Below are 24,089 nucleotides of genomic sequence, written 5' to 3'. Positions count from 1 at the left end.
TAGGAGCGAGCTTGCTCGCGAACAGATTTTCCGGCAGCTCCGGCGCTGGGCTGGTTCGCGAGCAAGCTCGCTCCTACAGATGCGGCGTCAGTCTTTTACCTTCAGGTCCAGCGCCAGGTCGCGCGCCGCCTTGGTGGCGAGCACGCCCATCAGCTGGCCGATCTCGTCCTGGCGGCTGCTGGCGCTGGTCTGCCCGCCGGCCATCATCACGCTGGGCACCGGTGCCTGGGCGGCGGCTTCGGCCCAGACCTTGTTGATGGCGATCAGCGCGTCCAGCTTGGGTTGCAGCGCGCCGTCCGCCTTGATCACTGCTTCACGGGCGTAGGCATCGGCGTCGGCGGTGATCTTGGTGGCCTGCGCGGTGACTGCCGCCTTGTCGCGCAGCAGTTCGGCGGTCTGTTTTTCGATCTCGGCGCGCTGCTTCTCGCGTTCGGCGTTGATGACGGCCAACTGCTTCTCGGTTTCCGCCTGGGTGGTGCGCTCGATCTGGTCGCGCAGGGTTTCCTGGCGCTTGGCTTCCACTTCCTTCTCACCGCGGGCGGTGACCAGCAGTTTCTCTTCCTCTTCCTTCAGGCGGTTCTGGCGCGCCACGGCCAGCTCGGCCAGGGCCTGCTGCACCTTGACCATGCGCTGCTTGTACTGTGGGTTGGGGTCGACGTTGGTGATGCGCGCTTCGACCACTTCCACGCCGAACTTGCGGAACTGCTGCTGCTTGCGTACCGGGATACCCTTGCCGTCGGTGACCTTCTCGGTCACGAACTGGCTGGCATTGTTGTCGCCGAAGCTGCCCTGTTCGGTGCCGGCCTGGAGGATCGCGGTCTGGTGCGGGACAGCGCCGCGCGGGCCGCGGACTTCCTTGCGCTTGATCAGGTAAAGGCCGTCGTTGAGCTGGTTCTCGAACTCCGCGGCGAATTCGCTGCGGGCGCCGGCGTAGTAATCGTCGGCGGTCATCAGCGAGGCGGTGGCCTGCAGGGTTTCCTTGATCGCCGGGATCAGCGCGGTACGGATGAAGTTGTCCGGGTTGCGGTACTCCTGGGCCATCTTCAGGAACTGGTCGCCGCCGGGCAGGCGGAAGCGCGCGGAGGACTCGACCTTGGCGTCGACGTTGCCGAGGAAGACGATGGGGAAGGCTTCGATGGTGGCGCCCAGCCCGTCGTTGTCCGGGTTGTTGTCGTTGTCGTCCATGATCAGAACGGACTGCACGCTGATGGCCTTCTTCCAGGTGGTGGCGCGACCGAACCACTTGGTGGCGTAGCCCACGTCGTCGACGATCTTCTCGTCGCCGAAGATGGTCCGCACGTGGGTCATGAAGCCCGCTTCGTTATAGAAGAAGACCCCGTTGAACAGGATGAAGCCGGCAGCGACCAGCGCCAGAGGAGCAGCGCCGAATTTGATGAGATTTCCCTTGGAGATCAGCATGTTTCTTCCTTGAATGAGCGAGCCGGCGATGCTGCGTAAGATTGCGAGTATCGGTCAAGTGGAAACGTCTGATAGTGCGATTGGGTCGGCATCAGAAGGCCACTACAGGAGTGGCCGTGCCGATCAGAGAGGGAAGGGTGCCTGCTGCATGCCTTGTTCGTCGGCTTCCAGCGCCCAGCCCTGGCGATCCCAGTCGCCGAGGACGATGCGCCGCGCGGGGCGGCCGTCGATCTCCAGTTCGTGGACGGCGGGGCGGTGGGTGTGGCCGTGGATGAGGATGCGCACGCCTTTGTCGCGCATGATCTTCTCCACTTCCGCCGGGGTGACGTCGACGATCTCGCTGGCCTTCATGCGCGTCTGCGCGCGGCTTTCCTTGCGCAGCTTGCGTGCCAGCTTGTGGCGGGTAGCCAGCGGCAGGTTGCGCAGGATGAACAGCGTCAGCGGGTTGCGCAGCCAGCGGCGTAGCTTCATGTAGGCCACGTCGAGGGTGCACAGGCTGTCGCCGTGCATCAGCAGGATCTTCTCGCCGCCCAGGTCGATCAGGCTCGGGTCGCGCAGCAGGGTGCACCCGGCTTCGCGGCAGAATGCCTTGCCGATCAGGAAGTCGCGGTTGCCGTGCATCAGGTAGATGCGCGTGCCGCTGTCGGTCAGTTCTCGCAGGGCGCGGGCGATGGAATGCTGGAACTCGTCCATGCCATCGTCGCCGATCCAGGCTTCGAAGAAGTCGCCGAGGATGTACAGCGCTTGCGCGCTGCGGGCGCGGGTGGAGAGGAAATGCAAGAACGCCCGGGTAATGTCCGGGCGTTCCGCTTCGAGATGCAGGTCCGAGATGAACAGGACGCTCATCGACTCACTCGCCGATGATTTCGGCTTTCTCGATGATCACGTCGTCGGCCGGTACGTCCTGGTGGCCGGAGCGCATGGTGGTAGCGACGGTCTTGATCTTGTTGACCACGTCCATGCCGTCCTTCACTTCACCGAACACGCAGTAGCCCCAACCCTGCACGGTCGGCGCGCTGTGGTTGAGGAAGTCGTTGTCGGCGACGTTGATGAAGAACTGCGCGCTGGCCGAATGCGGCTCCATGGTACGGGCCGTGGCGACGGTGCCGATCTTGTTGCCAACGCCGTTGTTGGCTTCGTTCTTGATCGACTTGCGGGTGCTCTTCTGCTTCATGCCCGGTTCGAAACCGCCGCCCTGGATCATGAAGTTGTTGATCACGCGGTGGAACACGGTGTTGTCGTAGTGGCCGGCCTTAACGTACTCCTTGAAGTTGGCCACGGTTTCCGGCGCCTTGTCGTCGAAGAGTTCAAGGGTGATATCGCCGAAGTTGGTCTGCAGTTTGACGGTGGTAGTCATCAGGGAATTCCGCTCTTTGGAAAAATCGAAGGCCTGTCAGGGGGTTGACAGCTTCGGCTATGATAAGCGCTTTGGTTTGGCCGGCCTACCCTGGCTGAACGACGGAATGATCAAGGACACCATGAGCAAGCCTACCGCCGATACGAAAGAAGCCACTGTTGCCGCCAACTTCCTGCGCCCCATCGTCCAGGCCGACCTGGACAGTGGCAAGCACCAGAAGATCGTCACCCGCTTCCCGCCGGAGCCCAACGGCTACCTGCATATCGGTCATGCCAAGTCCATCTGTCTGAACTTCGGCCTGGCCAAGGAGTTCGGCGGTGACTGCCACCTGCGCTTCGACGACACCAACCCGGCGAAGGAAGACCAGGAATACATCGACGCCATCGAGGCCGATGTGAAGTGGCTGGGCTTCGAGTGGGCCGGCCAGGTGCGCTACGCGTCCAACTATTTCGACCAGTTGCACGATTGGGCGGTAGACCTGATCAAGGCCGGCAAGGCCTTCGTCTGTGATCTCAACGCCGAGGAAATGCGCGCCTACCGCGGTTCGCTGACCGAGCCGGGCAAGAACAGCCCGTTCCGTGATCGCTCCGTGGAAGAGAACCTGGACCTGTTCGCCCGCATGAAGGCCGGCGAGTTCCCGGACGGCGCCCGTTCGCTGCGCGCGAAGATCGACATGGCCTCGCCGAACATCAACCTGCGCGACCCGATCCTCTATCGCATCCGTCATGCGCATCACCACCAGACGGGCGACAAGTGGTGCATCTATCCCAGCTACGACTTCACCCATGGCCAGTCGGACGCAATCGAGGGCATCACCCACTCCATCTGCACCCTGGAGTTCGAGGATCACCGCCCGCTGTACGAGTGGTTCCTGGCCAACCTGCCGGTCCCGGCCCAGCCGCGCCAGTACGAATTCGCGCGCCTGAACCTGAACTACACCATCACCAGCAAGCGCAAGCTCAAGCAACTGGTGGATGAGAACCACGTGAATGGCTGGGACGACCCGCGTATGTCGACCCTCTCCGGCTACCGCCGCCGCGGCTATACCCCGGCGTCGATCCGTGCCTTCTGCGACATGATCGGCGTGAACCGCGCCGGCGGCCTGGTGGACATCGGCATGCTGGAGTTCGCCATCCGTGACGACCTGGATGCCAACGCCGGTCGCGCCATGTGCGTGCTCAAGCCGCTGAAGGTGGTCATCACCAACTACCCGGAAGGCCAGGTCGAGAACCTCGAACTGCCGCGCCATCCGAAGCAGGACATGGGCGTGCGTGCGCTGCCGTTCAGCCGCGAGATCTACATCGACGCCAGCGACTTCGAGGAAGTCCCGCCGGCCGGCTACAAGCGCCTGATCCCGGGTGGCGAAGTGCGCCTGCGCGGCAGCTACGTGATCCGCGCCGATGAAGCCATCAAGGACGCCGCCGGCAACATCGTCGAACTGCGCTGCAGCTACGACGAGAACACCCTGGGCAAGAACCCCGAGGGCCGCAAGGTCAAGGGCGTGATCCACTGGGTGCCGGCCGCCGAGAGCGTCGAGTGCGAAGTGCGCCTGTACGACCGCCTGTTCCGCTCCGCCAACCCGGAGAAATCGGAAGAGGGTGGCAGCTTCCTCGACAACATCAACCCCGAATCCTTGGTGGTGCTGAAGGGCTGCCGCGCCGAGCCGTCGCTGGCCAGCGCCACCGCCGAGGACCGCTTCCAGTTCGAGCGCGAAGGCTACTTCTGCGCCGACGCCAAGGATTCCAAGGCTGGCGCCTTGGTGTTCAACCGCACCGTGACCCTGCGCGATTCCTGGGGGCAGTAAGGGATGGCTGACTTGCAGATCTACAGCACGCTGTCCAAGACCAAGGACACCTTCAAGCCGCTGGTCGGCAACCAGGTGCGCATGTACGTGTGTGGCATGACGGTCTACGACTTCTGCCACATCGGCCATGCCCGCGTAATGGTCGCGTTCGATGTCATCGCCCGCTGGCTGCGCCATCGCGGCTATGACCTGACCTACGTGCGCAATATCACCGACATCGACGACAAGATCATCCGTCGCGCCCAGGAGAACGGCGAATCGTTCGAAGACCTGACCGCCCGCATGATCGCTGCGATGCACGAGGACGAGGCACGCCTGTCGGTCCTGCGTCCGGACATCGAGCCGCGCGCCACCGGTCACATCGCCGGCATGCACGAGATGATCCAGACCCTGATCGACAAGGGCTACGCCTACGCGCCCGGTAACGGCGACGTCTACTACCGGGTCGGCAAGTTCGCCGGCTACGGCAAGCTGTCGCGCAAGAAGATCGAAGACCTGCGCATCGGTGCGCGCATCGAGGTCGACGAATCCAAGGAAGACCCGCTGGACTTCGTGCTCTGGAAAGGCGCCAAGCCGGGCGAGCCGAGCTGGGAGTCGCCCTGGGGTGCCGGTCGCCCGGGTTGGCACATCGAGTGCTCGGTGATGTCCACCTGCTGCCTGGGTGAGACCTTCGACATCCATGGCGGCGGCCCGGACCTGGTGTTCCCGCACCATGAGAACGAAATCGCCCAGAGCGAGGCAGCCACCGGCAAGCTCTATGCCGCTAGCTGGATGCATGCCGGCGCGGTGCGCGTGGACGGCGAGAAGATGTCCAAGTCCCTGGGCAACTTCTTCACCATTCGCGAAGTGCTGGAGAAGTACCACCCGGAAGTCGTGCGCTTCCTGCTGGTTTCCAGCCACTACCGCAGCCCGATCAACTACTCCGAAGACAACCTGAAGGAAGCCAAGGGCGCGCTGGAGCGTTTCTACACCGCGTTGCGCGGCCTTCCGCAGGTGGCTGCCCGAGGTGGCGAGGAGTTCGTCGAGCGTTTCGGCGCGGCCATGGATGACGATTTCGGTACGCCGGAAGCGGTGGCCGTGCTGTTCGAGATGGTCCGCGAGGTCAACCGCCTGCGTGACAGCGATCCGGCAGCGGCTGCCGCGCTGGCTGCGCGTGTGCGTGAACTGGGTGCTCTGCTCGGCGTGCTGCAGATGGACGCCGACGAGTTCCTCCAGGCAGGCGCGGCCGGCAAGGTCGATGCGGCGCAGGTCGATGCGCTGATCCAGGCGCGCCTGGATGCTCGCGCGGCAAAGAACTGGGCCGAATCCGACCGCATCCGCGACGAGCTGACCGCTCTGGGCGTGGTGCTGGAAGACGGCAAGGGCGGCACTACCTGGCGTCTTGCCGAGTAATAGCTTCCCTGGAAATGAAAAAGGCCGCTGATCAGCGGCCTTTTTCTTGCTCGTCGAAAACCTGTCAGGTGTGCAGGTGTTCGGCGGCGTACAGGGTATTTTCCAGCAGGCAGGCGCGGGTCATCGGGCCGACGCCGCCCGGAACCGGGGTGATCCAGCTGGCGCGCTCGGCAGCCACGTCATATTCCACGTCGCCCACCAGCTTGCCGTCTTCCTGGCGGTTGATGCCCACGTCGATGACGATGGCGCCTTCCTTGATCCATTCGCCCTTCACCAGGCCGGGTTTGCCGGCGGCAACCACGACCAGATCGGCACGGCCAACGTGGTCGGCCAGGTCGCGGGTGAAGCGGTGGGTGACGGTGACGGTGCAGCCGGCCAGCAGCAGTTCCAGCGCCATGGGGCGGCCGACGATGTTGGAAGCGCCTACGACGACGGCGTCCAGGCCGTACAGGTCGACACCGGTGCTTTGCAGCAGCGTCATGATGCCCTTCGGCGTGCAGGGGCGCAGCAGCGGGATGCGCTGGGCCAGTCGGCCAACGTTGAAGGGATGGAAACCGTCCACGTCCTTGTCCGGGTTGATGCGCTCCAGCAACTGGGACGCATCGAGGTGGGCGGGTAGCGGCAACTGCACCAGAATGCCGTCGATGGCCGGGTCGGCGTTCAGGCGGTCGATCAGCGCCAGCAGTTCTTCCTGGGTGGTGCTGGCGGGAAGGTCGTACGCCTGGGAGAGGAAGCCGACCTCTTCACAGTCCTTGCGCTTGTGCGCGACATAGACCTGAGAGGCGGGGTCGCTGCCGACCAGGATCACTGCCAGGCCGGGGATGCGCAGTCCTTGCTGGCGGCGTTCGTTGACGCGTTGGGCAATCTGCTGGCGGAGGCTGGCGGCGATCGCTTTGCCGTCGATCAGTTTTGCAGTCATGTCGGGGGGATAACCATTAAGGCGGGTGAAAAGAAGGCGCGCATTTTCGCACGCTGCCTCCATAAGGCAAAGGCGCGCACCCCTGATTTGCCGTAACTCCTTTATCTCTTTGAATTTTTTTTAAAAAAGTTGTTGACGGGGTAGGGCCTCATCGATAACATGCGCCCCGCTTGCCGAGCACAGCCTGAAACACGAAAGAGGCGGTGCCAACCGATTCAGTGGTTTCACTGAGTCTGCTTAGCAAGGGTTGCCGCCACTTAAAGCGCCCGTAGCTCAGCTGGATAGAGCATCCGCCTTCTAAGCGGATGGTCGCAGGTTCGAGTCCTGCCGGGTGCGCCATGTGGCGTTCGGTACAAGCAAGTGTAATATGGTGGGCGTAGCTCAGTTGGTAGAGCACAGGATTGTGGCTCCTGGTGTCGTGGGTTCGATTCCCATCGTCCACCCCATATTCCGAAGCGCCAGGCCTTGAGCCTGGCGTTTTCGTTTCTGCGGTACCCTGCGGACGTGGTGAAATTGGTAGACACGCTGGATTTAGGTTCCAGTGGCGCAAGCTGTGAGAGTTCGAGTCTCTCCGTCCGCACCATCTTCTTTCCATAAGCTCTCGCATCCGTGAATTTCCGCAGCTTCCACTCAGGGTGACTTCTGCATTTCTAGCTACTAGAATGCTTGCCCTTGATTCTGGGAGCCGGAAGGACCGGCTTACGTCTGTGCCACGAGGAATATCCATGCAAGTTTCCGTTGAAAGCACCTCCGCTCTTGAGCGCCGCATGACCGTTGGCGTGCCGGCCGAGCGTATCGAGACCGAAGTCAACAAGCGTCTGCAGCAGACCGCTCGTCGCGCCAAGGTTCCTGGCTTCCGTCCCGGCAAGGTGCCGATGAGCGTGATCCGTCAGCGCTACGAAGCCGCCGCTCGTCAGGAAGCCCTCGGTGACCTGATCCAGGAAACCTTCTACGAAGCCGTGGTCGAGCAGAAGCTGAACCCGGCTGGCGCACCGTCGGTCGAGCCGAAGGTGTTCGAGAAGGAGAAGGGCCTCGAGTACATCGCTACCTTCGAAGTCTTCCCCGAGTTCCAGGTTGCCGGTTTCGACGGCATCAAGGTTGAGCGTCTGCAGGCCGACGTGGCTGATGCCGATCTCGACAACATGCTGGAAATCCTGCGCAAGCAGAACACCCGCTTCGAAGCCGTTGACCGTGCCGCTCAGAACGACGACCAGGTGAACATCGATTTCGTCGGCAAGATCGACGGCGAAGCCTTCGCTGGTGGTTCCGCCAAGGGCACCCTGCTGGTGCTGGGTTCCGGCCGCATGATCCCGGGCTTCGAAGAGGGCCTGGTCGGTGCCAAGGCCGGTGAAGAGCGCGTGCTGAACGTGACCTTCCCCGAGGACTACCAGAACCTGGACCTGGCCGGCAAAGCCGCCGAGTTCACCGCTACTGTCAACAGCGTTGCCGAGCCGAAACTGCCGGAACTGAACGAAGAGTTCTTCGCTCTGTTCGGCGTGAAGGAAAGCACTCTGGAAGGCTTCCGCACCGAAGTTCGCAAGAACATGGAGCGTGAGCTGCGTCAGGCCATCAAGTCCAAGGTGAAGAACCAGGTGATGGAAGGTCTCGTCGAGACCAATCCGATCGAAGTTCCGAAAGCCCTGATCGGTAACGAAGTCAACCGTCTGCGCGTCCAGGCTGTCCAGCAGTTCGGTGGCAACATCAAGCCCGACCAACTGCCGGCCGAGCTGTTCGAAGAGCAGGCCAAGCGCCGCGTCGTGCTGGGTCTGATCGTCGCTGAACTGGTCAAGCAGCACGAGCTGAAGGCTGATGAAGCCCGCGTTCGCGAAATGATCGAAGAGATGGCTTCCGCTTATCAGGAGCCGGAACAAGTTGTTTCCTGGTACTACAAGAACGACCAGCAACTGAACGAAGTCCGTTCGGTTGTACTGGAAGAACAAGTTGTAGATACTGTCCTGCAGAAGGCCAATGTGACCGACAAGCAGGTATCCTACGAAGACGCGGTCAAGCCTGCAGAAGCTCCGCAAGCAGCCTGATCCAGCGCTTCGTTCGATTGTCACAAGCCAGCCTTCGGGCTGGCTTGTGCGTCTATAGAGATATGACTTTTTATTAGGGAGTGATCGTCGGACATGCATAATCCTTATATGCCGCAAGTTCCGAACATTCAGGCTGCTGGTGGTCTGGTGCCGATGGTGGTGGAGCAGTCCGCCCGCGGTGAGCGTTCCTACGACATCTATTCGCGCCTGCTGAAGGAGCGGATCATCTTCCTGGTCGGCCAGGTCGAGGACTACATGGCCAACCTCGTGGTGGCCCAGTTGCTGTTCCTCGAGGCGGAGAATCCGGACAAGGACATCCACCTCTACATCAACTCCCCGGGCGGCTCCGTGACTGCCGGCATGTCGATCTACGACACCATGCAGTTCATCAAGCCCGACGTGTCCACCATCTGCGTGGGCCAGGCGTGCAGCATGGGTGCCCTGTTGCTGGCTGGCGGCGCCGCTGGCAAGCGCTACTGCCTGCCGCATTCGCGGATGATGATCCACCAGCCGCTGGGCGGCTTCCAGGGCCAGGCCTCGGACATCGAGATCCATGCCAAGGAAATCCTCTTCATCAAGGAGCGCCTGAACCAGGTGCTGGCGCACCACACCGGCCAACCGCTGGATGTCATCGCCCGCGATACCGACCGTGACCGCTTCATGAGTGGCGACGATGCTGTCAAGTACGGTCTGATCGATCAGGTCTTCACTCAGCGTCCTTCTGCCGCCTGAGTCTCTCCGCTGCACTGCGGCCGGTAATCCGGCCGCTCGCGGGCTTGAAAATGCCTGCGAATGCCTTCATCTTGTCCTTCACGTATATCCCCGATTGGAACGATCGAATGACTGACACCCGCAACGGCGAGGACAACGGCAAGCTGCTGTATTGCTCCTTCTGCGGCAAGAGCCAGCACGAAGTGCGCAAGTTGATTGCCGGCCCCTCGGTCTTTATCTGCGACGAGTGCGTCGACCTGTGCAATGACATCATCCGCGAGGAGGTGCAGGAAGCACAGGCAGAGAGCAGTGCGCACAAGCTTCCGGCGCCGAAAGAGATCCGCACCATCCTCGATCAGTACGTGATCGGCCAGGAACGTGCCAAGAAAACCCTGGCAGTAGCGGTGTACAACCACTACAAGCGCCTGAATCAGCGCGAGCGCAAGGACGACGTCGAACTGGGCAAGAGCAACATCCTGCTCATCGGTCCGACCGGCTCGGGCAAGACCCTGCTCGCCGAGACCCTGGCGCGCCTGCTCAATGTTCCCTTCACCATCGCCGATGCCACCACCCTCACCGAGGCTGGCTACGTGGGCGAGGATGTCGAGAACATCATCCAGAAACTGCTGCAGAAGTGCGATTACGACGTTGAGAAAGCCCAGATGGGCATTGTCTACATCGACGAAATCGACAAGATCTCGCGCAAATCCGACAATCCGTCGATCACCCGCGACGTGTCCGGCGAAGGCGTTCAGCAGGCCCTGCTGAAGCTGATCGAAGGCACTGTGGCTTCCGTACCGCCCCAGGGCGGCCGCAAGCACCCGCAGCAGGAGTTCCTGCAGGTCGACACCCGCAACATCCTGTTCATCTGCGGTGGCGCGTTCGCTGGCCTGGAAAAGGTCATCCAGAATCGTTCCACCAAGGGCGGCATCGGCTTCAACGCCGAAGTTCGCAGCCAGGAAGCGGGCAAGAAGGTCGGTGAAGCGCTGCGAGAGGTCGAGCCGGAAGATCTGGTGAAATTCGGCCTGATCCCCGAATTCGTCGGCCGTCTGCCGATCATCGCGACCCTCGACGAGCTGGACGAACCTGCGCTGATGCAGATTCTGACCGAGCCGAAGAACGCGCTGACCAAGCAGTACGCCAAGCTCTTCGAAATGGAGGGTGTGGACCTCGAGTTCCGTCCGGATGCGCTCAAGGCCGTCGCCCGCCGCGCGCTGGAGCGCAAGACCGGTGCCCGTGGCCTGCGTTCGATCCTCGAAGGCATCCTGCTCGACACCATGTACGAGATCCCCTCGCAGAACGATGTGAGCAAGGTGGTCATCGACGAAAGTGTCATCGATGGCTCCTCCCAGCCGCTGCTGATCTACGAGAACAGCGAGCAGCCGGCCAAGGCGGCACCTGACGCCTGAAACCAGAAGGGGCCCTAGGGCCCCTTTTTTCTTCCCATCTACCGCGCTTGTTTTTTCACAGTCCTAACCCCATCTTAGGCCGAAGGGTTCAATCCCATCGTTTTGGCCAAGTGCCGCTGTAGAGCCGAATATCATGAAAACACTCGTCGAGTTGCCCCTGCTGCCCCTGCGTGACGTAGTGGTGTATCCGCACATGGTCATCCCGCTGTTCGTGGGACGTGAGAAATCCATCGAGGCCCTCGAGGCCGCCATGACCGGCGACAAACAGATCCTGTTGCTGGCGCAGAAAAACCCGGCTGACGATGATCCGGGTGCAGACGGCCTGTACCGCATGGGCACCGTGGCCACCGTCCTGCAACTGCTGAAGCTGCCCGATGGCACCGTCAAGGTGCTGGTCGAAGGCGAGCAGCGCGGCCAGGTAGAGCGCTTCATCGATGAGGAGGCCTACTGCCGCGCCGAAGTTTCGATCATTGACGAGGTTTCCGTCGGCGAGCGCGAGTCGGAAGTCTTCACCCGCAGCCTGCTCAGCCAGTTCGAACAATACGTGCAACTGGGCAAGAAAGTGCCCGCCGAGGTCCTGTCCTCGCTCAACAGCATCGACGAGCCCGGTCGCCTGGTGGACACCATGGCCGCGCACATGGCGCTGAAGATCGAGCAGAAGCAGGAAATCCTCGAGATCACCGAGCTGTCCGCCCGCGTCGAGCACGTGCTGGCCATGCTGGACGCCGAAATCGACCTGCTGCAGGTCGAGAAGCGCATCCGCGGCCGCGTGAAGAAGCAGATGGAGCGTAGCCAGCGCGAGTACTACCTCAACGAGCAGATGAAGGCCATCCAGAAAGAACTGGGTGACATCGACGAGGGCCACAACGAAGTCGAGGAGCTGAAGAAGCGCATCGATGCCGCTGGTCTGACCAAGGAAGCCTTGGCCAAGGCCACTGCCGAGCTGAACAAGCTCAAGCAGATGTCGCCGATGTCCGCCGAAGCGACTGTGGTGCGTTCCTACATCGACTGGCTGGTGAATGTGCCGTGGAAGGCAGAGAGCAAGGTACGCCACGACCTGGACAAGGCCGAGGATATCCTCGATGCGGACCACTACGGCCTGGAGGAGGTCAAGGAGCGCATCCTTGAGTACCTCGCCGTGCAGAAGCGCGTGAAGAAGCTGAAAGGCCCGGTACTCTGCCTGGTCGGCCCACCCGGCGTCGGCAAGACTTCGCTGGCCGAGTCCATCGCCCGTGCGACCAACCGCAAGTTCGTGCGCATGGCCCTGGGGGGCGTGCGTGACGAGGCTGAGATTCGCGGTCACCGCCGTACCTACATCGGCTCCATGCCCGGTCGTCTGATCCAGAAAATGACCAAGGTCGGCGTGCGCAACCCGCTGTTCCTGCTGGACGAGATCGACAAGATGGGCAGCGACATGCGTGGCGACCCCGCGTCTGCGCTGCTGGAAGTGCTCGATCCGGAGCAGAACCACAATTTCAACGACCACTACCTCGAAGTCGACTACGACCTTTCCGACGTGATGTTCCTCTGCACGGCGAACTCCATGAATATTCCGGCGCCGCTGCTGGACCGCATGGAGGTCATCCGCCTGCCGGGTTACACCGAGGACGAGAAGATCAACATCGCCTCGAAATATCTTGTACCGAAACAGACTGCGGCCAATGGTCTCAAGAAGGGCGAGTTGGTCTTCGAGGAAGCGGCTACCCGTGACATCATCCGCTATTACACCCGCGAAGCCGGTGTGCGGAGCCTGGAGCGCCAGATTGCCAAGGTCTGCCGCAAGGCGGTCAAGGATGGTGGCAAGGCCAAGCGCATCGATGCAGTGGTGACTCCGGATTCGCTGGAGAACTACCTGGGCGTGCGCAAGTTCCGCTACGGCCTGGCCGAGCAGCAGGACCAGATCGGCCAGGTGACCGGCCTTGCGTGGACGCAGGTGGGCGGCGAATTGCTGACCATCGAATCGGCCATGGTCCCCGGCAAGGGCGCACTGACCAAGACCGGCTCGCTGGGCGATGTCATGGCGGAGTCCATCACCGCTGCGTTGACTGTGGTTCGTAGCCGTTCGAAGAGCCTGGGCATCGCCTCGGACTTCCACGAGAAGCACGATATCCACATCCACGTGCCGGAGGGCGCGACGCCCAAGGACGGCCCTAGCGCGGGCATCGGCATGTGCACGGCGCTGGTCTCGGCGATCACCCAGATTCCCGTTCGGGCCGACGTTGCCATGACCGGCGAAATCACCCTGCGGGGTCAGGTGCTGGCCATTGGTGGCCTGAAGGAAAAACTTCTGGCTGCGCACCGGGGTGGAATCAAGACTGTGATCATTCCCGAGGAAAACGTGCGAGACCTTAGGGAAATTCCGGATAATATTAAGGCCGATCTCGTTATTAAACCGGTTAAATGGATTGACGAGGTCCTGCAAATTGCGCTGCAATACGCCCCGGAGCCCTTGCCCGATGCGGCTCCCGAGATGGTTGCAAAGGATGAGAAGCGCGAGTCTGATTCCAAGGAGCGAATCAGCACGCATTAGTTGGGGGGCTTTCTTGACACTGTTTTTGAGCCCTTGTTATAAAGCGGCACTTGCTTTGTCAGTTGGCAAACCAGCACCTGCTTTTGCTTACACCTAACACATAGAAACATACTCAACAGAAATAAGGGGACTTAGAGTGAACAAGTCGGAACTGATCGATGCTATCGCCGCATCTGCTGATATCCCGAAAGCTGTTGCCGGTCGCGCTCTGGACGCGGTGATCGAGTCCGTAACTGGCGCCCTGAAGGCTGGTGACTCCGTCGTACTGGTCGGCTTCGGCACCTTCGCTGTCAAAGAGCGTGCTGCTCGCACCGGTCGCAACCCGCAAACCGGCAAGCCGATCAAGATCGCTGCTGCTAAGATCCCGGGCTTCAAGGCCGGTAAAGCCCTCAAGGACGCTGTCAACTAAGCGTCTTTTTGGACTTGACCTGGACCGGTTCAACTTCGGTTGGGCCGGTCACGGAGCGATGACCCGGCTGGCGTAGGTCGGTTGGAATCATCAGGGGTCACGGGCTCAACGCCCGCAAGCTCCACCAGTTACGAGAAGGCGCATCCTCGGATGCGCCTTTCTTATATCCGCTTTTTTTTCCACGCCGCGCCGCCATTGACGGTGGGCCGTGGCCGCGTCGGGGGCCGCATGCTGCAAAACATCAGGGACAATTCCCAAGGCTGGATCACCAAGACCATCCTGGGCGTGATCGTTGTCCTCATGGCTTTGACCGGGTTCGATCAGATCATTCGCGCAACCCACCACGAGAACGTCGCTGCTCAGGTCAACGGTGAGGACATCAGTCTGCCGGAACTGCAGCAGGCTGCGGACATGCAGCGTCGCCAGCTGATGCAGCGCCTGGGCAAGGACTTCGATTCGTCCATGCTCGACGACAAGCTGCTCAAGGATTCCGCGCTGAAGTCGCTCATCGAGCGCAAGCTGGTCCTGCAGGCCGCCCAGAACGACAAGTTCGCGCTTTCCCAGCAGGCGCTGGACCAACTGATCCTGTCGACTCCCGAGTTCCAGGTAGACGGCAAGTTCAACGCCGACCGCTTCGATCAGGTCATTCGCCAGATGGGCTATGACCGCATGCAGTTCCGCCGCATGTTCGGCGAGGAAATGCTGATCGGCCAACTGCGCGCTGGCATCGCCGGTACCGGCTTCGTCACCGATGACGAATTGAACGCCTTCGCTCGCCTGGAGAAGCAGACCCGTGACTTCGCCACCCTGACTCTCAAGGCCGACCCGGCCAAGAGCAAGGTCGAGGACAGCGAGATCAAGGCGTACTACGACGCCCACAGCACCGAGTTCATGACTCCCGAACAGGTCACCATCGACTATGTCGAGCTGAAGAAGTCCGCCTTCTTCGACCAGGTCGAGGTGAAGAAGGAAGACCTCGATGCCCTCTATCAGAAGGAAATCGCCGGCCTGGCCGAGCAGCGCGACGCCGCGCACATCCTGATCGAGGTGAACGACAAGCAGAATGACCAACAGGCCAAGGCCAAGATCGACGAGATCAAGGCGCGCCTGGACAAGGGCGAGGACTTCGCCAAGCTGGCCAAGGAGCTGTCCAACGACACCGGCTCTGCCGCCAACGGTGGTGACCTCGGTTTCGCTGGTCGTGGCGTGTATGACCCGGCCTTCGAAGAGTCGCTGTACGCGCTGAAGAAGGGCGAAGTCTCTGCTCCGGTGAAAACCTCCTACGGCTGGCACCTGATCAAGCTGCTGGGCGTCGAAGCGCCGGAAGTTCCGACTTTCGACAGCCTGAAAGCCAAGCTGGAGCACGAAGCCAAGACCCAACTGGTCGAGCAGCGTTTCGTCGATGCCACCAAGCAGCTGGAAAGCTCCGCCTACGAGGCTTCCGATCTGGGCCAGCCGGCTCAGGACATGGGCCTGAAGGTGCAGACCAGCAAGCCGTTCGGCAAGGAAGGCGGCGAAGGTGTTACGGCCAATCGCCAGGTCATTCAGTCCGCTTTCAGCCCCGAAGTGCTGGAGGAGGGTGCCAACAGCGGCGCCATCGAACTGGATCCGGACACCGTGGTCGTGCTGCGCGTGAAGGCACACCACAAGCCTGAGCAGGAAACCCTGGAGCAGGTCAGTGCCGATATCCTCAAGCGCCTGCAGGTCGAGCACGCAGCAGTCGATGCCAAGTCCCGCGGTGAAGCTCTGCTGGCTGGCCTGCGCGATGGCAAGATCCCGCTGACCCAGGCCCAGGAAGGCCAGCAGTGGAAGGTCGTGGAAGCGGCTGCCCGTGGTCAGGAAGGTGTCGATCCGGTCGTGCTGCAGAGCGTGTTCCGCATGGCGCGTCCGGAAGGTGCCGACAAGCCCAGCCTGGGCGGTGTCGCGCTGCAGAACGGTGACTTCGTGCTGGTCAAGCTCAGCGGTGTGAGCGAGCCGGAGGCCAAGCCGACCGAGGAAGAGAAGGCGATGTACCAGCGCTTCCTCGCCTCGCGTAGCGGCCAGGATGATTTCTCCGCCTTCCGCCGTTACCTGCAGGATCAGGCGAAAGTCGAGAAATTCGACGAAGCCAAGAAGTAAGAGACCGGGGCCGCGCAAGCGGCCCTCGTTTTATCCGATAAAGAAAAAAGGCCGCATTCGCGGCCTTTTTCTTTGCCTGTCGCAAAGCCTCAGTCGTCGCTGAGCGGACCCATCGCCGTGGTGTTGAAACCGCCATCGACATAGAGGATTTCGCCACTGATGCCACTGGCCAGGTCCGAGCAGAGAAATGCACCGGCGTTGCCGACTTCCTCGATGGTCACATTGCGCCGCAGCGGTGTCTGGCGTTCGTTGGCGGCGAGCATCTTGCGGAAGCTCTTGATGCCCGAGGCGGCGAGCGTGCGAATGGGGCCTGCGGAGATGGCGTTGACCCGAGTACCCTCCGGGCCGAGGCTGCCGGCCAGGTAGCGCACGCCGGCTTCCAGGCTGGCCTTGGCCATGCCCATGACGTTGTAGTTGGGCATCGTGCGCTCGGCGCCCAGGTAGGAGAGGGTGAGCAGGCTGCCGTTGCGGCCCTGCATCAGCTCGCGGCCGGCCTTGGCCAGGGCGATGAAGCTATAGGCGCTGATGTCGTGGGCGATCCGGAAGCCTTCGCGGGTGGTGACCTCGGTGAAGTCGCCGTCGAGTTGGTCGCCCGGTGCGAAGCCCACCGAGTGGACAATACAGTCCAGGCCATCCCACTGCTTCCCCAGCTCGGCGAACACGGCTGCGATGTCCGCGTCGTTGGCGACGTCACAGGGGAAGCACAGCTCCGCGCTGGAGCCCCAGCCAGCAGCGAACTCTTCCACGCGGCCCTTGAGCTTGTCGTTCTGGTAGGTAAAGGCGAGTTCGGCGCCTTCCCGGTGCATCGCCGCAGCGATACCGGAGGCGATGGACAGTTTGCTGGCGACTCCGACGATCAGTACGCGCTTGCCTGCGAGAAATCCCATATTCACTCCTTGATCATGTGAGGTCAGGTCGGTGCCGGGACCATGAACGCTGCTTCCAGCAGTTGCTGTGTGTACGCATGCTGCGGCGCGGCGAAGACATCCTCGGCCATGCCCTGTTCGACCACCTTGCCATGGCGGATCACCATCAACTGGTGGCTGAGGGCTTTCACCACCGCCAGGTCGTGGCTGATGAACAGGTAGGTCAGGTTGTACTTGGTCTGCAGGCCGCGCAGCAGCTCGACAACCTGGCGCTGCACGGTGCGGTCCAGTGCCGAGGTCGGTTCGTCCAGCAGGATCAGCGCTGGCTTGAGCACCAGCGCTCGGGCAATGGCGATGCGCTGCCGCTGGCCTCCGGAGAACTCGTGGGGGTAGCGGTGTCGGGTGTCCGGGTCGAGCCCGACCTCCCTGAGCGCATCGATGATCGCCTGCTCGCGTTCCTCGGCTGTGCCCATGCCATGGATCTCCAGGCCTTCGCCGACGATCTGGCCCACCGACATGCGCGGGCTGAGGCTGCCGAACGGATCCTGGAAGACTACCTGCATCTCGCGCCGCAGGGGCCTGACTTCCGCCTGGTTCATGCCTTCGATGGCCTGTCCCTCGAAGCGGATGCCGCCCTGGCTGTTGATCAGGCGCAGAATGGCCAGGCCGAGGGTCGACTTGCCTGAGCCGCTCTCGCCGACGATGCCCAGGGTCTGGCCACGCGGCAGGCTGAAGTCGATGCCGTCCACGGCCTTGACGTGATCGACGGTCTTGCGGAACACGCCTTTCTTGATCGGGAACCACACGCGCAGGTCGTCGACCTCCAGCAAGGGCGCTCCTGGCTCGTTCTGTGCGGGGGTACCACTGGGCTCGGCTCCGAGCAATTCGCGCGTGTAGGGGTGCTGGGGGGCCTCGAAGAGGGCTTCGCAATCCGCTTGCTCGACAATGCAGCCGCGCTGCATCACGCAGACGCGGTGGGCGATGCGCCGCACCAGGTTGAGATCGTGGGTAATCAGCAGCAAGGCCATCCCCAGCCGCTCCTGCAACTCACGCAGCAGGTCGAGGATCTTCAGCTGCACGGTGACGTCCAGCGCCGTGGTCGGTTCGTCGGCGATCAGCAGTTCCGGCTCGCAGGCCAGGGCCATGGCGATCATCACCCGCTGGCGCTGACCGCCGGAGAGTTCGTGCGGATAGGCCTTGAGGCGGCTGGCCGGGTTGGGGATGCCCACCAGCTCCAGCAGCTCCAGCGTGCGCGCGCGTGCCTGGGCGCCGTTCATGCCCTTGTGCAGCGCCAATACTTCACCGATCTGCTTCTCGATGCTGTGCAGCGGGTTCAGCGAGGTCATGGGTTCCTGGAACACCATGGCGATGCGGTTGCCGCGAATACCCCGAAGTTTGCGCTCGGGCAGCTTGAGCAGGTCCTTGCCGGCGTAATGGATGCTGCCCGAAGGATGGCTGGCAGTGGGGTAGGGCAGCAGGCGCAGGATCGAGTGCGCGGTCACCGATTTGCCGGAGCCGCTTTCGCCCACCAGTGCCAGGGTCTCACCCTTGCGGATGTCGAAGCTGATGTGTTCCACCGCGCGCACCTGCTCGTCGCCGCAGAGGAAATCGACGGACAGGTCGCGGACTTCGATGAGGTTCTCGTTCTGGTTCATCTCACTTCCTCGGGTCGAAGGCATCGCGGGCCGCTTCGCCGATGAATACCAGCAGGCTCAGCATCACGGCCAGTACCACGAAAGCGGTGATGCCCAGCCAGGGCGCCTGCAGGTTGGACTTGCCCTGGGCGACCAGCTCGCCCAGCGACGGCGCGCCGGCGGGCAGGCCGAAGCCGAGGAAGTCCAGGGAGGTCAGGGTGCCGATCGCGCCGGTGAGGATGAAGGGCATGAAGGTCAGGGTGGAGATCATCGCGTTGGGCAGGATGTGGCGGAACATGATCGCCCCGTTGCGCATGCCCAGGGCGCGCGCCGCGCGCACGTACTCCAGGTTGCGGCCACGGAGGAACTCGGCGCGCACCACGTCCACCAGGCTCATCCAGGAGAACAGCAGCATGATTCCCAACAGCCACCAGAAGCTCGGCTGCACGAAGCTGGCGAGGATGATCAGCAGGTAGAGCACCGGCAGGCCCGACCAGATTTCCAGGAAGCGCTGGCCGAGCAGGTCGATCCAGCCGCCATAGAAGCCCTGCAGCGCGCCCACGACGACGCCGACAATGGAGCTGAGCACGGTGAGGATCAGGGCGAACAGCACCGATACGCGGAAGCCGTAGATCACCCGTGCCATCACGTCGCGGGCTTGGTCATCGGTGCCCAGCCAGTTCTCCGCGGTGGGCGCCGAAGGAGCCGGCACGCGCAGGTCATAGTTGATGGTGTCGTAGCTGTAGGCGATCGGCGGCCAGAGGATCCAGCCGTCCTTCTGCGCGATCTGCTCGCGCATGTACGGGCTCTTGTAGTTGGCCTCCATGGGGAACTCGCCGCCGAAGGCGGTTTCCGGGTAGCGCTTGACCACCGGGAAGTACCACTGGCCGTCGTAGTGGATCGCCAGGGGCTTGTCGTTGGCGATCAGCTCGGCGCCCAGGCTGAGGATGAACAGCGTGAGGAACAGCCAGAGCGACCACCAGCCACGCTTGTTGGCCTTGAAGCGCGCCCAGCGGCGCAGATTGATGGGAGAAAGGCGCATCGGATTACTCCCGGTTCTCGAAGTCGATGCGCGGATCGACCAGCGTGTAGAGGACGTCGCTGACCAGCTTCATGATCAGGCCGAACAGGGTGAAGATGAACAGCGTGCCGAACACCACCGGGTAGTCGCGGTTCAGCGCCGCCTCGAAGCTGAGCAGGCCCAGGCCGTCGAGGGAGAAGATCACCTCGATCAGCAGCGAGCCGGTGAAGAAGATGCCCAGCAGGGCCGAGGGCAGGCCGGCGATGATCAGCAGCATGGCGTTGCGGAACACATGGCCGTAGAGCACGCGGCGTTCGGTCAGGCCCTTGGCGCGGGCGGTGACCACGTACTGCTTGCCGATCTCGTCGAGGAAGCTGTTCTTGGTCAGCAGGGTGATGGTGGCGAAGTTGCCGATCACCAGGGCGGTGATGGGCAACGCCAGGTGCCAGAAGTAGTCGCGGACCTTGCCGGCCCAGGTCAGTTCGTCGAAGTTGTTGGAGGTCAGCCCTCGTAACGGGAACCAGTCCCAGTAGCTTCCGCCGGCGAACAGCACCACCAGCAGGATGGCGAAGAGGAAAGCGGGGATCGCGTAGCCGACGATGATCGCCGAGCTGGTCCAGACGTCGAAATGGCTGCCGTGGCGCACCGCCTTGGCGATGCCCAGCGGGATCGACACCAGGTACATGATCAGCGTGCTCCAAAGCCCCAGGGAGATGGAGACGGGCAGCTTCTCGACGATCAGGTCGGTGACCTTGGCATCGCGGAAGAAACTCTGGCCGAAGTCCAGGTGCACGTAGTTCTTGAGCATGATCCAGAAGCGTTCGGGTGCCGGCTTGTCGAAGCCGTACATCTTTTCGATTTCCTTCACCAGCTCCGGGTCCAGGCCCTGGGCCCCGCGATAGTGCGTACCCGCCGCGGCCACTTCGCCTCCGCCGCCGGAGATACGCCCGGTGGCGCCGCCGCTGGCGGCATCGAAGCCTTCCAGCTTGGCGATCATCTGTTCCACCGGGCCGCCGGGGGCGGCCTGGATGATGATGAAGTTGATCAGCAGGATGCCGAACAGGGTGGGGATGATCAGCAGCAGGCGCCGCAGGATGTAGGCCAGCATCAGTTGGCCCCTTGGGCGACGGCGCTGTCAGCTGGCGCTTCGGCTGCAGCCTTGGCTACGGTCTTGGTCGGCTCGGCTTTTTCGCGGGCCTGCCACCAGGTTTGCAGCGCATAGCTGTAGGGCGGCAGCTTTTCCGGGTGGGCGATGCGGTTCCAGTAGGCGATGCGCCAGTTGCCCAGGTACCAGTTGGGCACCACGTAGTGGCCCCAGAGCAGCGCGCGGTCGAGGGCGCGCGCGTGGCGCACCAGGCTTTCGCGGGAGCCGGCGTTGATCAGGCCTTCGACCAGGGCGTCGATGCCCGGATCGCGCAGCCCGATGAAGTTGCGGCTGCCCGGCTTGTCGGCGCTGCTGGAGTGCCAGAACTCGCGCTGCTCGTTGCCCGGCGAGCTGGATTGCGGCCAGCTGCTGACGATCATGTCGTAGTCCCGCGAACGCAGGCGGTTGATGTACTGCGAGACGTCGACCCGGCGCAGCTGCATGTCGATGCCCAGCTCCGCGAGGTTGCGCTTGAAGGGCAGCAGCACACGCTCGAAGTCGGCCTGGGCGAGCATGAACTCGAAGCTCAGCTGCTTGCCGTCCGGACCGACCATCTTGTCGTTCTCGATCTTGTAGCCGGCCTCCAGCAGCAGTTGGTAGGCCTTGCGCTTCTGCTCGCGGATGATGCCGCTGCCGTCGCTGGTGGGCGGTACGTAGACCTGGGTGAAGACCTGCGGTGGCAGCTTGTCGCGCAGCGGTTCGAGGATTTTCAGCTCTTCCGCGTCAGGCAACTCCTTGGCGGCCATCTCGGAGTTCTCGAAGTAGCTGCCGTCGCGCAGGTAGGAGCCGAAGAACAGCTGCTTGTTGGTCCACTCGAAGTCGAACAGGTTGGTGATCGCTTCGCGCACGCGCGGGTCCTGGAACACCGGGCGGCGGATGTTGAAGGCGTAGGCCTGCATGCCCCACGGATTACCGTTCACCGGCTCCTCGCGGACGATGCGGCCGTCACGCACGGCGGGCGAATCATAGGCGGTCGCCCAGTTCTTCGCGATGCGCTCGTCGTTGAAGTCGAATTGCCCGGCCTTGAAGGCCTCCAGGGCGACGGTCAGATCGCGGTAGGACTCCACCACCACGGCGTCGAAGTTGTTGAAGCCGCGGTTCACCGGCAGCTTGTCGCCCCACCAGTCCTTGACCCGCTCGTAGCGGATCGAGCGGCCGGCCTCGACCTTGGCGATGCGGTACGGTCCGCTGCCCAGCGGCGGTTCCATGTTGGTCTTGTTGAAGTCGCGGTTGGCCCACCAGTGCTTGGGCAGGATCGATAGCTGGCCAAGGATCAGCGGCAGTTCGCGGTTGTCGCCGTGCTTGAAGTCGAAGCGCACGCGCAGCTTGTCCTCGGCCACCACCTTGTCGACGTCCGCGTAGTAGTTGCGGTACATCGGGTCGCCATCCTTCATCAGCGTCTCGAAGGTGAACACCACGTCCTCGGCGGTGACCGGCGTGCCGTCCTGGAAGCGTGCCTCGGGGCGCAGGTAGTAGCGCACGAAACGGTGCTCCGGATCCTTCTCGATCTTCTCGGCGAGCAGGCCGTATTCGGTAAACGGCTCGTCGAGGGAGTGGAAGGTGAGGGTGTCGTAGATCAGGTTGATCTGCGGCGCCGAGTTGCCCTTGGCGATGAAGGGGTTGAGGCTGTCGAAGCCGCCGAAGTCGGAGAGACGCAACGTGCCGCCCTTGGGCGCATCGGCATTGACGAAGTCGAAATGCTTGAAGTTCGCCGGGTATTTCGGCGCCTCGTCATACAGGGTGATGGCGTGCTGCGGCGCGGCCTGCGCACTGCCCAGCAGTCCCAGCAACAGGCCGGCGCAGAGCGCGGCGCGGCGGGGGCTTTTCATAGGGTGTTCTCCTGGTCTTTTTGCCACCACGCGCGCAGGCCCAATGTATAGGGCGGCGTGGTGACGAAGGCGAAGCGGTTGCGGTACGCCAGTCGATGTTTGTTCAGGTACCAGTTGGGAATGCTGTAGTGCTGCCACAGCAGCACCCTGTCCAGGGCGCGAGCGGCGGCTTCCTGCTGGTCGCGGTCAGTGGCGCCCAGCAGTTTTTCGAGCATCGCGTCCACTACGGGATTGGCGATGCCCGCATAGTTCTTGCTGCCCTTGACCGCCACCTGGCTGGAATGGAAGTACTGCCATTGTTCGAGGCCGGGGCTGAGGGTCTGTGGCAGGGTCATCAGAATCATGTCGTAGTCGAACTGGTCCAGACGCTGTTTGTACTGGGCGCGGTCCACGGTGCGCAAGCTCGCATCGATACCGATGCTGGCGAGGTTCTCGCGATAGGGCTGGAGTATCCGCTCCAGGCTGGGATTGACCAGCAGGATTTCGAAACGCAGCTGTTTGCCGTTGGCATCCAGCAGCCGGTCGCCGGAGAGCTTCCAGCCGGCTTCGGCCAATAGACCCAATGCGTGGCGCAGGGTTTCCCGCGGGATGCCGGCGCCCTTGGTCACCGGTACGGTGAAGGGACGCTTGAACAACGCTTCGGGTAGTTGCTGGCGATACGGGGACAGCAGCAGCCATTCCTTCCCCTGGGGCGCCCCGGTGGCGGCGAAGGTGCTGTTGGGGTAGTAACTGCTGGCGCGCGCGTAGGCGTCGTTGAACAGGGCGCGGTTGGTCCACTCGAAGTCGAACATCATCCCCAGCGCCTCGCGCAGGCGGCGGTCGGCGAAGGTCGCCCGGCGGGTGTTGAGGAACAGCGCCTGGGTCTGGGTGGGGATCTGGTGGGGGATTTCCACCTTGACGACCTCGCCCCGGCGAACCGCCGGGAAGCGGTAGTTGCTGCGCCAACTCTTCGCCTGGTGCTCGATGTAGATGTCGAATTCGCCGGCCTTGAAGGCTTCGAAGGCGATGCCGGCGTCGCGGTAGAAGTCCACCTCGACGCGGTCGAAGTTGTACTTGCCGCGGTTCACCGGCAGGTCCTTGCCCCACCAGTCCTTGACCCGCTCGAACACCAGGCGACGTCCCGGCACTACTTCGGTGATCCGGTACGGCCCGCTGCCCAGTGGTGGATCGAACGTGGTGGCCTGGAAATCGCGGCCTTTCCAGTAGTGTTGCGGCAGCACCGGCATTTCGCCCAGGCGCAGGATCAGCAAGGGGTTGTCGTGGCGCTTGAAGACGAAGCGGATGCTCCGAGCAGAAAGGATGTCGACCCGCTGCACTTCCTGCAGGTTGGTGCGGTACATCGGGTGGCCGTGTTTGAGCAGGGTGCGGTAGGAAAACGCAACGTCATAGGCAGTGATCGGCTTGCCGTCGTGGAAGCGTGCTTCCGGGCGCAGGTTGAACACCACCCAGCTGCGGTCCTCGGCGTATTCCACGCTGCGSGCGRTGAACACA

Annotated in this window: 18 protein-coding genes and 3 tRNA genes; 11 read left to right on the top strand and 10 right to left on the bottom strand. The window is 62.7% G+C overall.

Annotated features, from left to right (window positions below; all coding sequences use genetic code 11):
- Positions 1-87: 87 nt before the first annotated feature.
- The 3 genes from A6723_RS16105 to A6723_RS16095 form a co-directional block, all read right to left on the bottom strand.
- On the bottom strand, positions 88-1,419 hold the full coding sequence (locus A6723_RS16105; RefSeq protein WP_054907734.1) for an SPFH domain-containing protein: 1,332 nt from the start codon (positions 1,417-1,419) through the stop codon (positions 88-90).
- Between the two features lie 123 nt (positions 1,420-1,542).
- The gene (gene lpxH, locus A6723_RS16100) at positions 1,543-2,265 is read right to left on the bottom strand and encodes a UDP-2,3-diacylglucosamine diphosphatase (RefSeq protein ID WP_054907733.1); all 723 of its coding nucleotides are present in this window, start codon (positions 2,263-2,265) and stop codon (positions 1,543-1,545) included.
- A 4-nt stretch (positions 2,266-2,269) separates the two neighbouring features.
- Positions 2,270-2,776 (bottom strand): peptidylprolyl isomerase, encoded by a 507-nt coding sequence (locus A6723_RS16095; RefSeq protein WP_054907732.1) that lies wholly within the window; start codon positions 2,774-2,776, stop codon positions 2,270-2,272.
- 121 nt (positions 2,777-2,897) lie between these two features.
- Between A6723_RS16095 and A6723_RS16090 the strand changes: the two genes are divergently transcribed.
- Positions 2,898-4,580 carry a glutamine--tRNA ligase/YqeY domain fusion protein gene (locus A6723_RS16090; RefSeq protein WP_054907757.1) on the top strand — a complete coding sequence of 561 codons (1,683 nt, stop codon included), beginning with the start codon at positions 2,898-2,900 and terminating at the stop codon, positions 4,578-4,580.
- A gap of 3 nt (positions 4,581-4,583) precedes the next feature.
- Positions 4,584-5,972, top strand: coding sequence for a cysteine--tRNA ligase (cysS, locus tag A6723_RS16085; RefSeq protein ID WP_054907731.1), 1,389 nt, complete (start codon positions 4,584-4,586; stop codon positions 5,970-5,972).
- A 64-nt stretch (positions 5,973-6,036) separates the two neighbouring features.
- Here the strand turns inward: cysS and folD are convergent, their stop codons facing one another.
- Positions 6,037-6,891, bottom strand: coding sequence for a bifunctional methylenetetrahydrofolate dehydrogenase/methenyltetrahydrofolate cyclohydrolase FolD (gene folD, locus A6723_RS16080; protein ID WP_038803695.1), 855 nt, complete (start codon positions 6,889-6,891; stop codon positions 6,037-6,039).
- Between the two features lie 262 nt (positions 6,892-7,153).
- On the opposite strand from folD, the gene A6723_RS16075 reads away from it, so the two are divergent.
- The 9 genes from A6723_RS16075 (at position 7,154) to A6723_RS16035 (ending at position 16,104) form a co-directional block, all read left to right on the top strand.
- Positions 7,154-7,230 (top strand) — tRNA-Arg (locus A6723_RS16075).
- 31 nt (positions 7,231-7,261) lie between these two features.
- Positions 7,262-7,337: transfer RNA gene (locus tag A6723_RS16070), tRNA-His, on the top strand.
- 52 nt (positions 7,338-7,389) lie between these two features.
- Positions 7,390-7,474: transfer RNA gene (locus tag A6723_RS16065), tRNA-Leu, on the top strand.
- Positions 7,475-7,616: 142 nt separating this feature from the next.
- Complete coding sequence (tig, locus tag A6723_RS16060) at positions 7,617-8,927, top strand: trigger factor (protein WP_054907730.1); 1,311 nt, start codon at positions 7,617-7,619, stop codon at positions 8,925-8,927.
- Positions 8,928-9,020: 93 nt separating this feature from the next.
- On the top strand, positions 9,021-9,659 hold the full coding sequence (clpP, locus tag A6723_RS16055; RefSeq protein WP_024763281.1) for an ATP-dependent Clp endopeptidase proteolytic subunit ClpP: 639 nt from the start codon (positions 9,021-9,023) through the stop codon (positions 9,657-9,659).
- Between the two features lie 107 nt (positions 9,660-9,766).
- Positions 9,767-11,047: an ATP-dependent Clp protease ATP-binding subunit ClpX gene (clpX, locus tag A6723_RS16050; RefSeq protein WP_045208395.1), complete on the top strand. Its 1,281-nt coding sequence runs from the start codon at positions 9,767-9,769 to the stop codon at positions 11,045-11,047.
- 133 nt (positions 11,048-11,180) lie between these two features.
- Positions 11,181-13,577 (top strand): endopeptidase La, encoded by a 2,397-nt coding sequence (gene lon, locus A6723_RS16045; RefSeq protein ID WP_054907729.1) that lies wholly within the window; start codon positions 11,181-11,183, stop codon positions 13,575-13,577.
- 136 nt (positions 13,578-13,713) lie between these two features.
- Positions 13,714-13,986, top strand: a complete 273-nt coding sequence (hupB, locus tag A6723_RS16040; protein WP_003087931.1) for a nucleoid-associated protein HU-beta — start codon at positions 13,714-13,716, stop codon at positions 13,984-13,986.
- A gap of 228 nt (positions 13,987-14,214) precedes the next feature.
- Positions 14,215-16,104, top strand: coding sequence for a SurA N-terminal domain-containing protein (locus A6723_RS16035; protein ID WP_054907728.1), 1,890 nt, complete (start codon positions 14,215-14,217; stop codon positions 16,102-16,104).
- Between the two features lie 89 nt (positions 16,105-16,193).
- Here A6723_RS16035 and fabI read toward each other — a convergent pair whose 3' ends face one another.
- From fabI to A6723_RS16005, 6 genes are all read right to left on the bottom strand, one after another.
- A complete protein-coding gene (fabI, locus tag A6723_RS16030; protein WP_054907727.1) occupies positions 16,194-16,991 on the bottom strand; it encodes an enoyl-ACP reductase FabI in 798 nt (265 codons plus the stop codon).
- 23 nt (positions 16,992-17,014) lie between these two features.
- Positions 17,015-18,625: an ABC transporter ATP-binding protein gene (locus tag A6723_RS16025; RefSeq protein ID WP_054907726.1), complete on the bottom strand. Its 1,611-nt coding sequence runs from the start codon at positions 18,623-18,625 to the stop codon at positions 17,015-17,017.
- Position 18,626: 1 nt separating this feature from the next.
- Positions 18,627-19,646: an ABC transporter permease gene (locus tag A6723_RS16020; protein ID WP_054907725.1), complete on the bottom strand. Its 1,020-nt coding sequence runs from the start codon at positions 19,644-19,646 to the stop codon at positions 18,627-18,629.
- Between the two features lie 4 nt (positions 19,647-19,650).
- Positions 19,651-20,733 (bottom strand): microcin C ABC transporter permease YejB, encoded by a 1,083-nt coding sequence (locus A6723_RS16015; RefSeq protein ID WP_024763285.1) that lies wholly within the window; start codon positions 20,731-20,733, stop codon positions 19,651-19,653.
- Positions 20,733-22,598, bottom strand: a complete 1,866-nt coding sequence (locus A6723_RS16010) for an extracellular solute-binding protein (protein ID WP_054907724.1) — start codon at positions 22,596-22,598, stop codon at positions 20,733-20,735. Before A6723_RS16010 ends, A6723_RS16015 begins: the two co-directional genes overlap by 1 nt.
- Positions 22,595-24,089, bottom strand: a 1,495-nt coding sequence (locus A6723_RS16005; RefSeq protein ID WP_064979808.1) for an extracellular solute-binding protein, incomplete at its 5' end; no start/stop codon positions are given. The genes A6723_RS16005 and A6723_RS16010, both read right to left, overlap by 4 nt.

It is taken from the genome of Pseudomonas sp. AU11447 (assembly GCF_001672555.2).
Classification (GTDB): domain Bacteria; phylum Pseudomonadota; class Gammaproteobacteria; order Pseudomonadales; family Pseudomonadaceae; genus Pseudomonas; species Pseudomonas nitroreducens.
Note: the sequence above shows the minus strand (reverse complement) of the source record. Positions and strands in the feature narration are given on the sequence as shown.

Bases quoted from the DNA above. Each gene is read 5' to 3' on its own strand.
- folD (WP_038803695.1), bottom strand. From the start codon at position 6,891: ATGACTGCAAAACTGATCGACGGCAAAGCGATCGCCGCCAGCCTCCGC.
- A6723_RS16090 (WP_054907757.1), top strand. From the start codon at position 2,898: ATGAGCAAGCCTACCGCCGATACGAAAGAAGCCACTGTTGCCGCCAAC.
- A6723_RS16015 (WP_024763285.1), bottom strand. From the start codon at position 20,733: ATGCTGGCCTACATCCTGCGGCGCCTGCTGCTGATCATCCCCACCCTG.
- A6723_RS16020 (WP_054907725.1), bottom strand. From the start codon at position 19,646: ATGCGCCTTTCTCCCATCAATCTGCGCCGCTGGGCGCGCTTCAAGGCC.
- lon (WP_054907729.1), top strand. From the start codon at position 11,181: ATGAAAACACTCGTCGAGTTGCCCCTGCTGCCCCTGCGTGACGTAGTG.
- A6723_RS16035 (WP_054907728.1), top strand. From the start codon at position 14,215: ATGCTGCAAAACATCAGGGACAATTCCCAAGGCTGGATCACCAAGACC.
- cysS (WP_054907731.1), top strand. From the start codon at position 4,584: ATGGCTGACTTGCAGATCTACAGCACGCTGTCCAAGACCAAGGACACC.
- lpxH (WP_054907733.1), bottom strand. From the start codon at position 2,265: ATGAGCGTCCTGTTCATCTCGGACCTGCATCTCGAAGCGGAACGCCCG.
- A6723_RS16025 (WP_054907726.1), bottom strand. From the start codon at position 18,625: ATGAACCAGAACGAGAACCTCATCGAAGTCCGCGACCTGTCCGTCGAT.
- clpX (WP_045208395.1), top strand. From the start codon at position 9,767: ATGACTGACACCCGCAACGGCGAGGACAACGGCAAGCTGCTGTATTGC.
- fabI (WP_054907727.1), bottom strand. From the start codon at position 16,991: ATGGGATTTCTCGCAGGCAAGCGCGTACTGATCGTCGGAGTCGCCAGC.
- clpP (WP_024763281.1), top strand. From the start codon at position 9,021: ATGCATAATCCTTATATGCCGCAAGTTCCGAACATTCAGGCTGCTGGT.
- A6723_RS16105 (WP_054907734.1), bottom strand. From the start codon at position 1,419: ATGCTGATCTCCAAGGGAAATCTCATCAAATTCGGCGCTGCTCCTCTG.
- tig (WP_054907730.1), top strand. From the start codon at position 7,617: ATGCAAGTTTCCGTTGAAAGCACCTCCGCTCTTGAGCGCCGCATGACC.
- A6723_RS16095 (WP_054907732.1), bottom strand. From the start codon at position 2,776: ATGACTACCACCGTCAAACTGCAGACCAACTTCGGCGATATCACCCTT.
- A6723_RS16010 (WP_054907724.1), bottom strand. From the start codon at position 22,598: ATGAAAAGCCCCCGCCGCGCCGCGCTCTGCGCCGGCCTGTTGCTGGGA.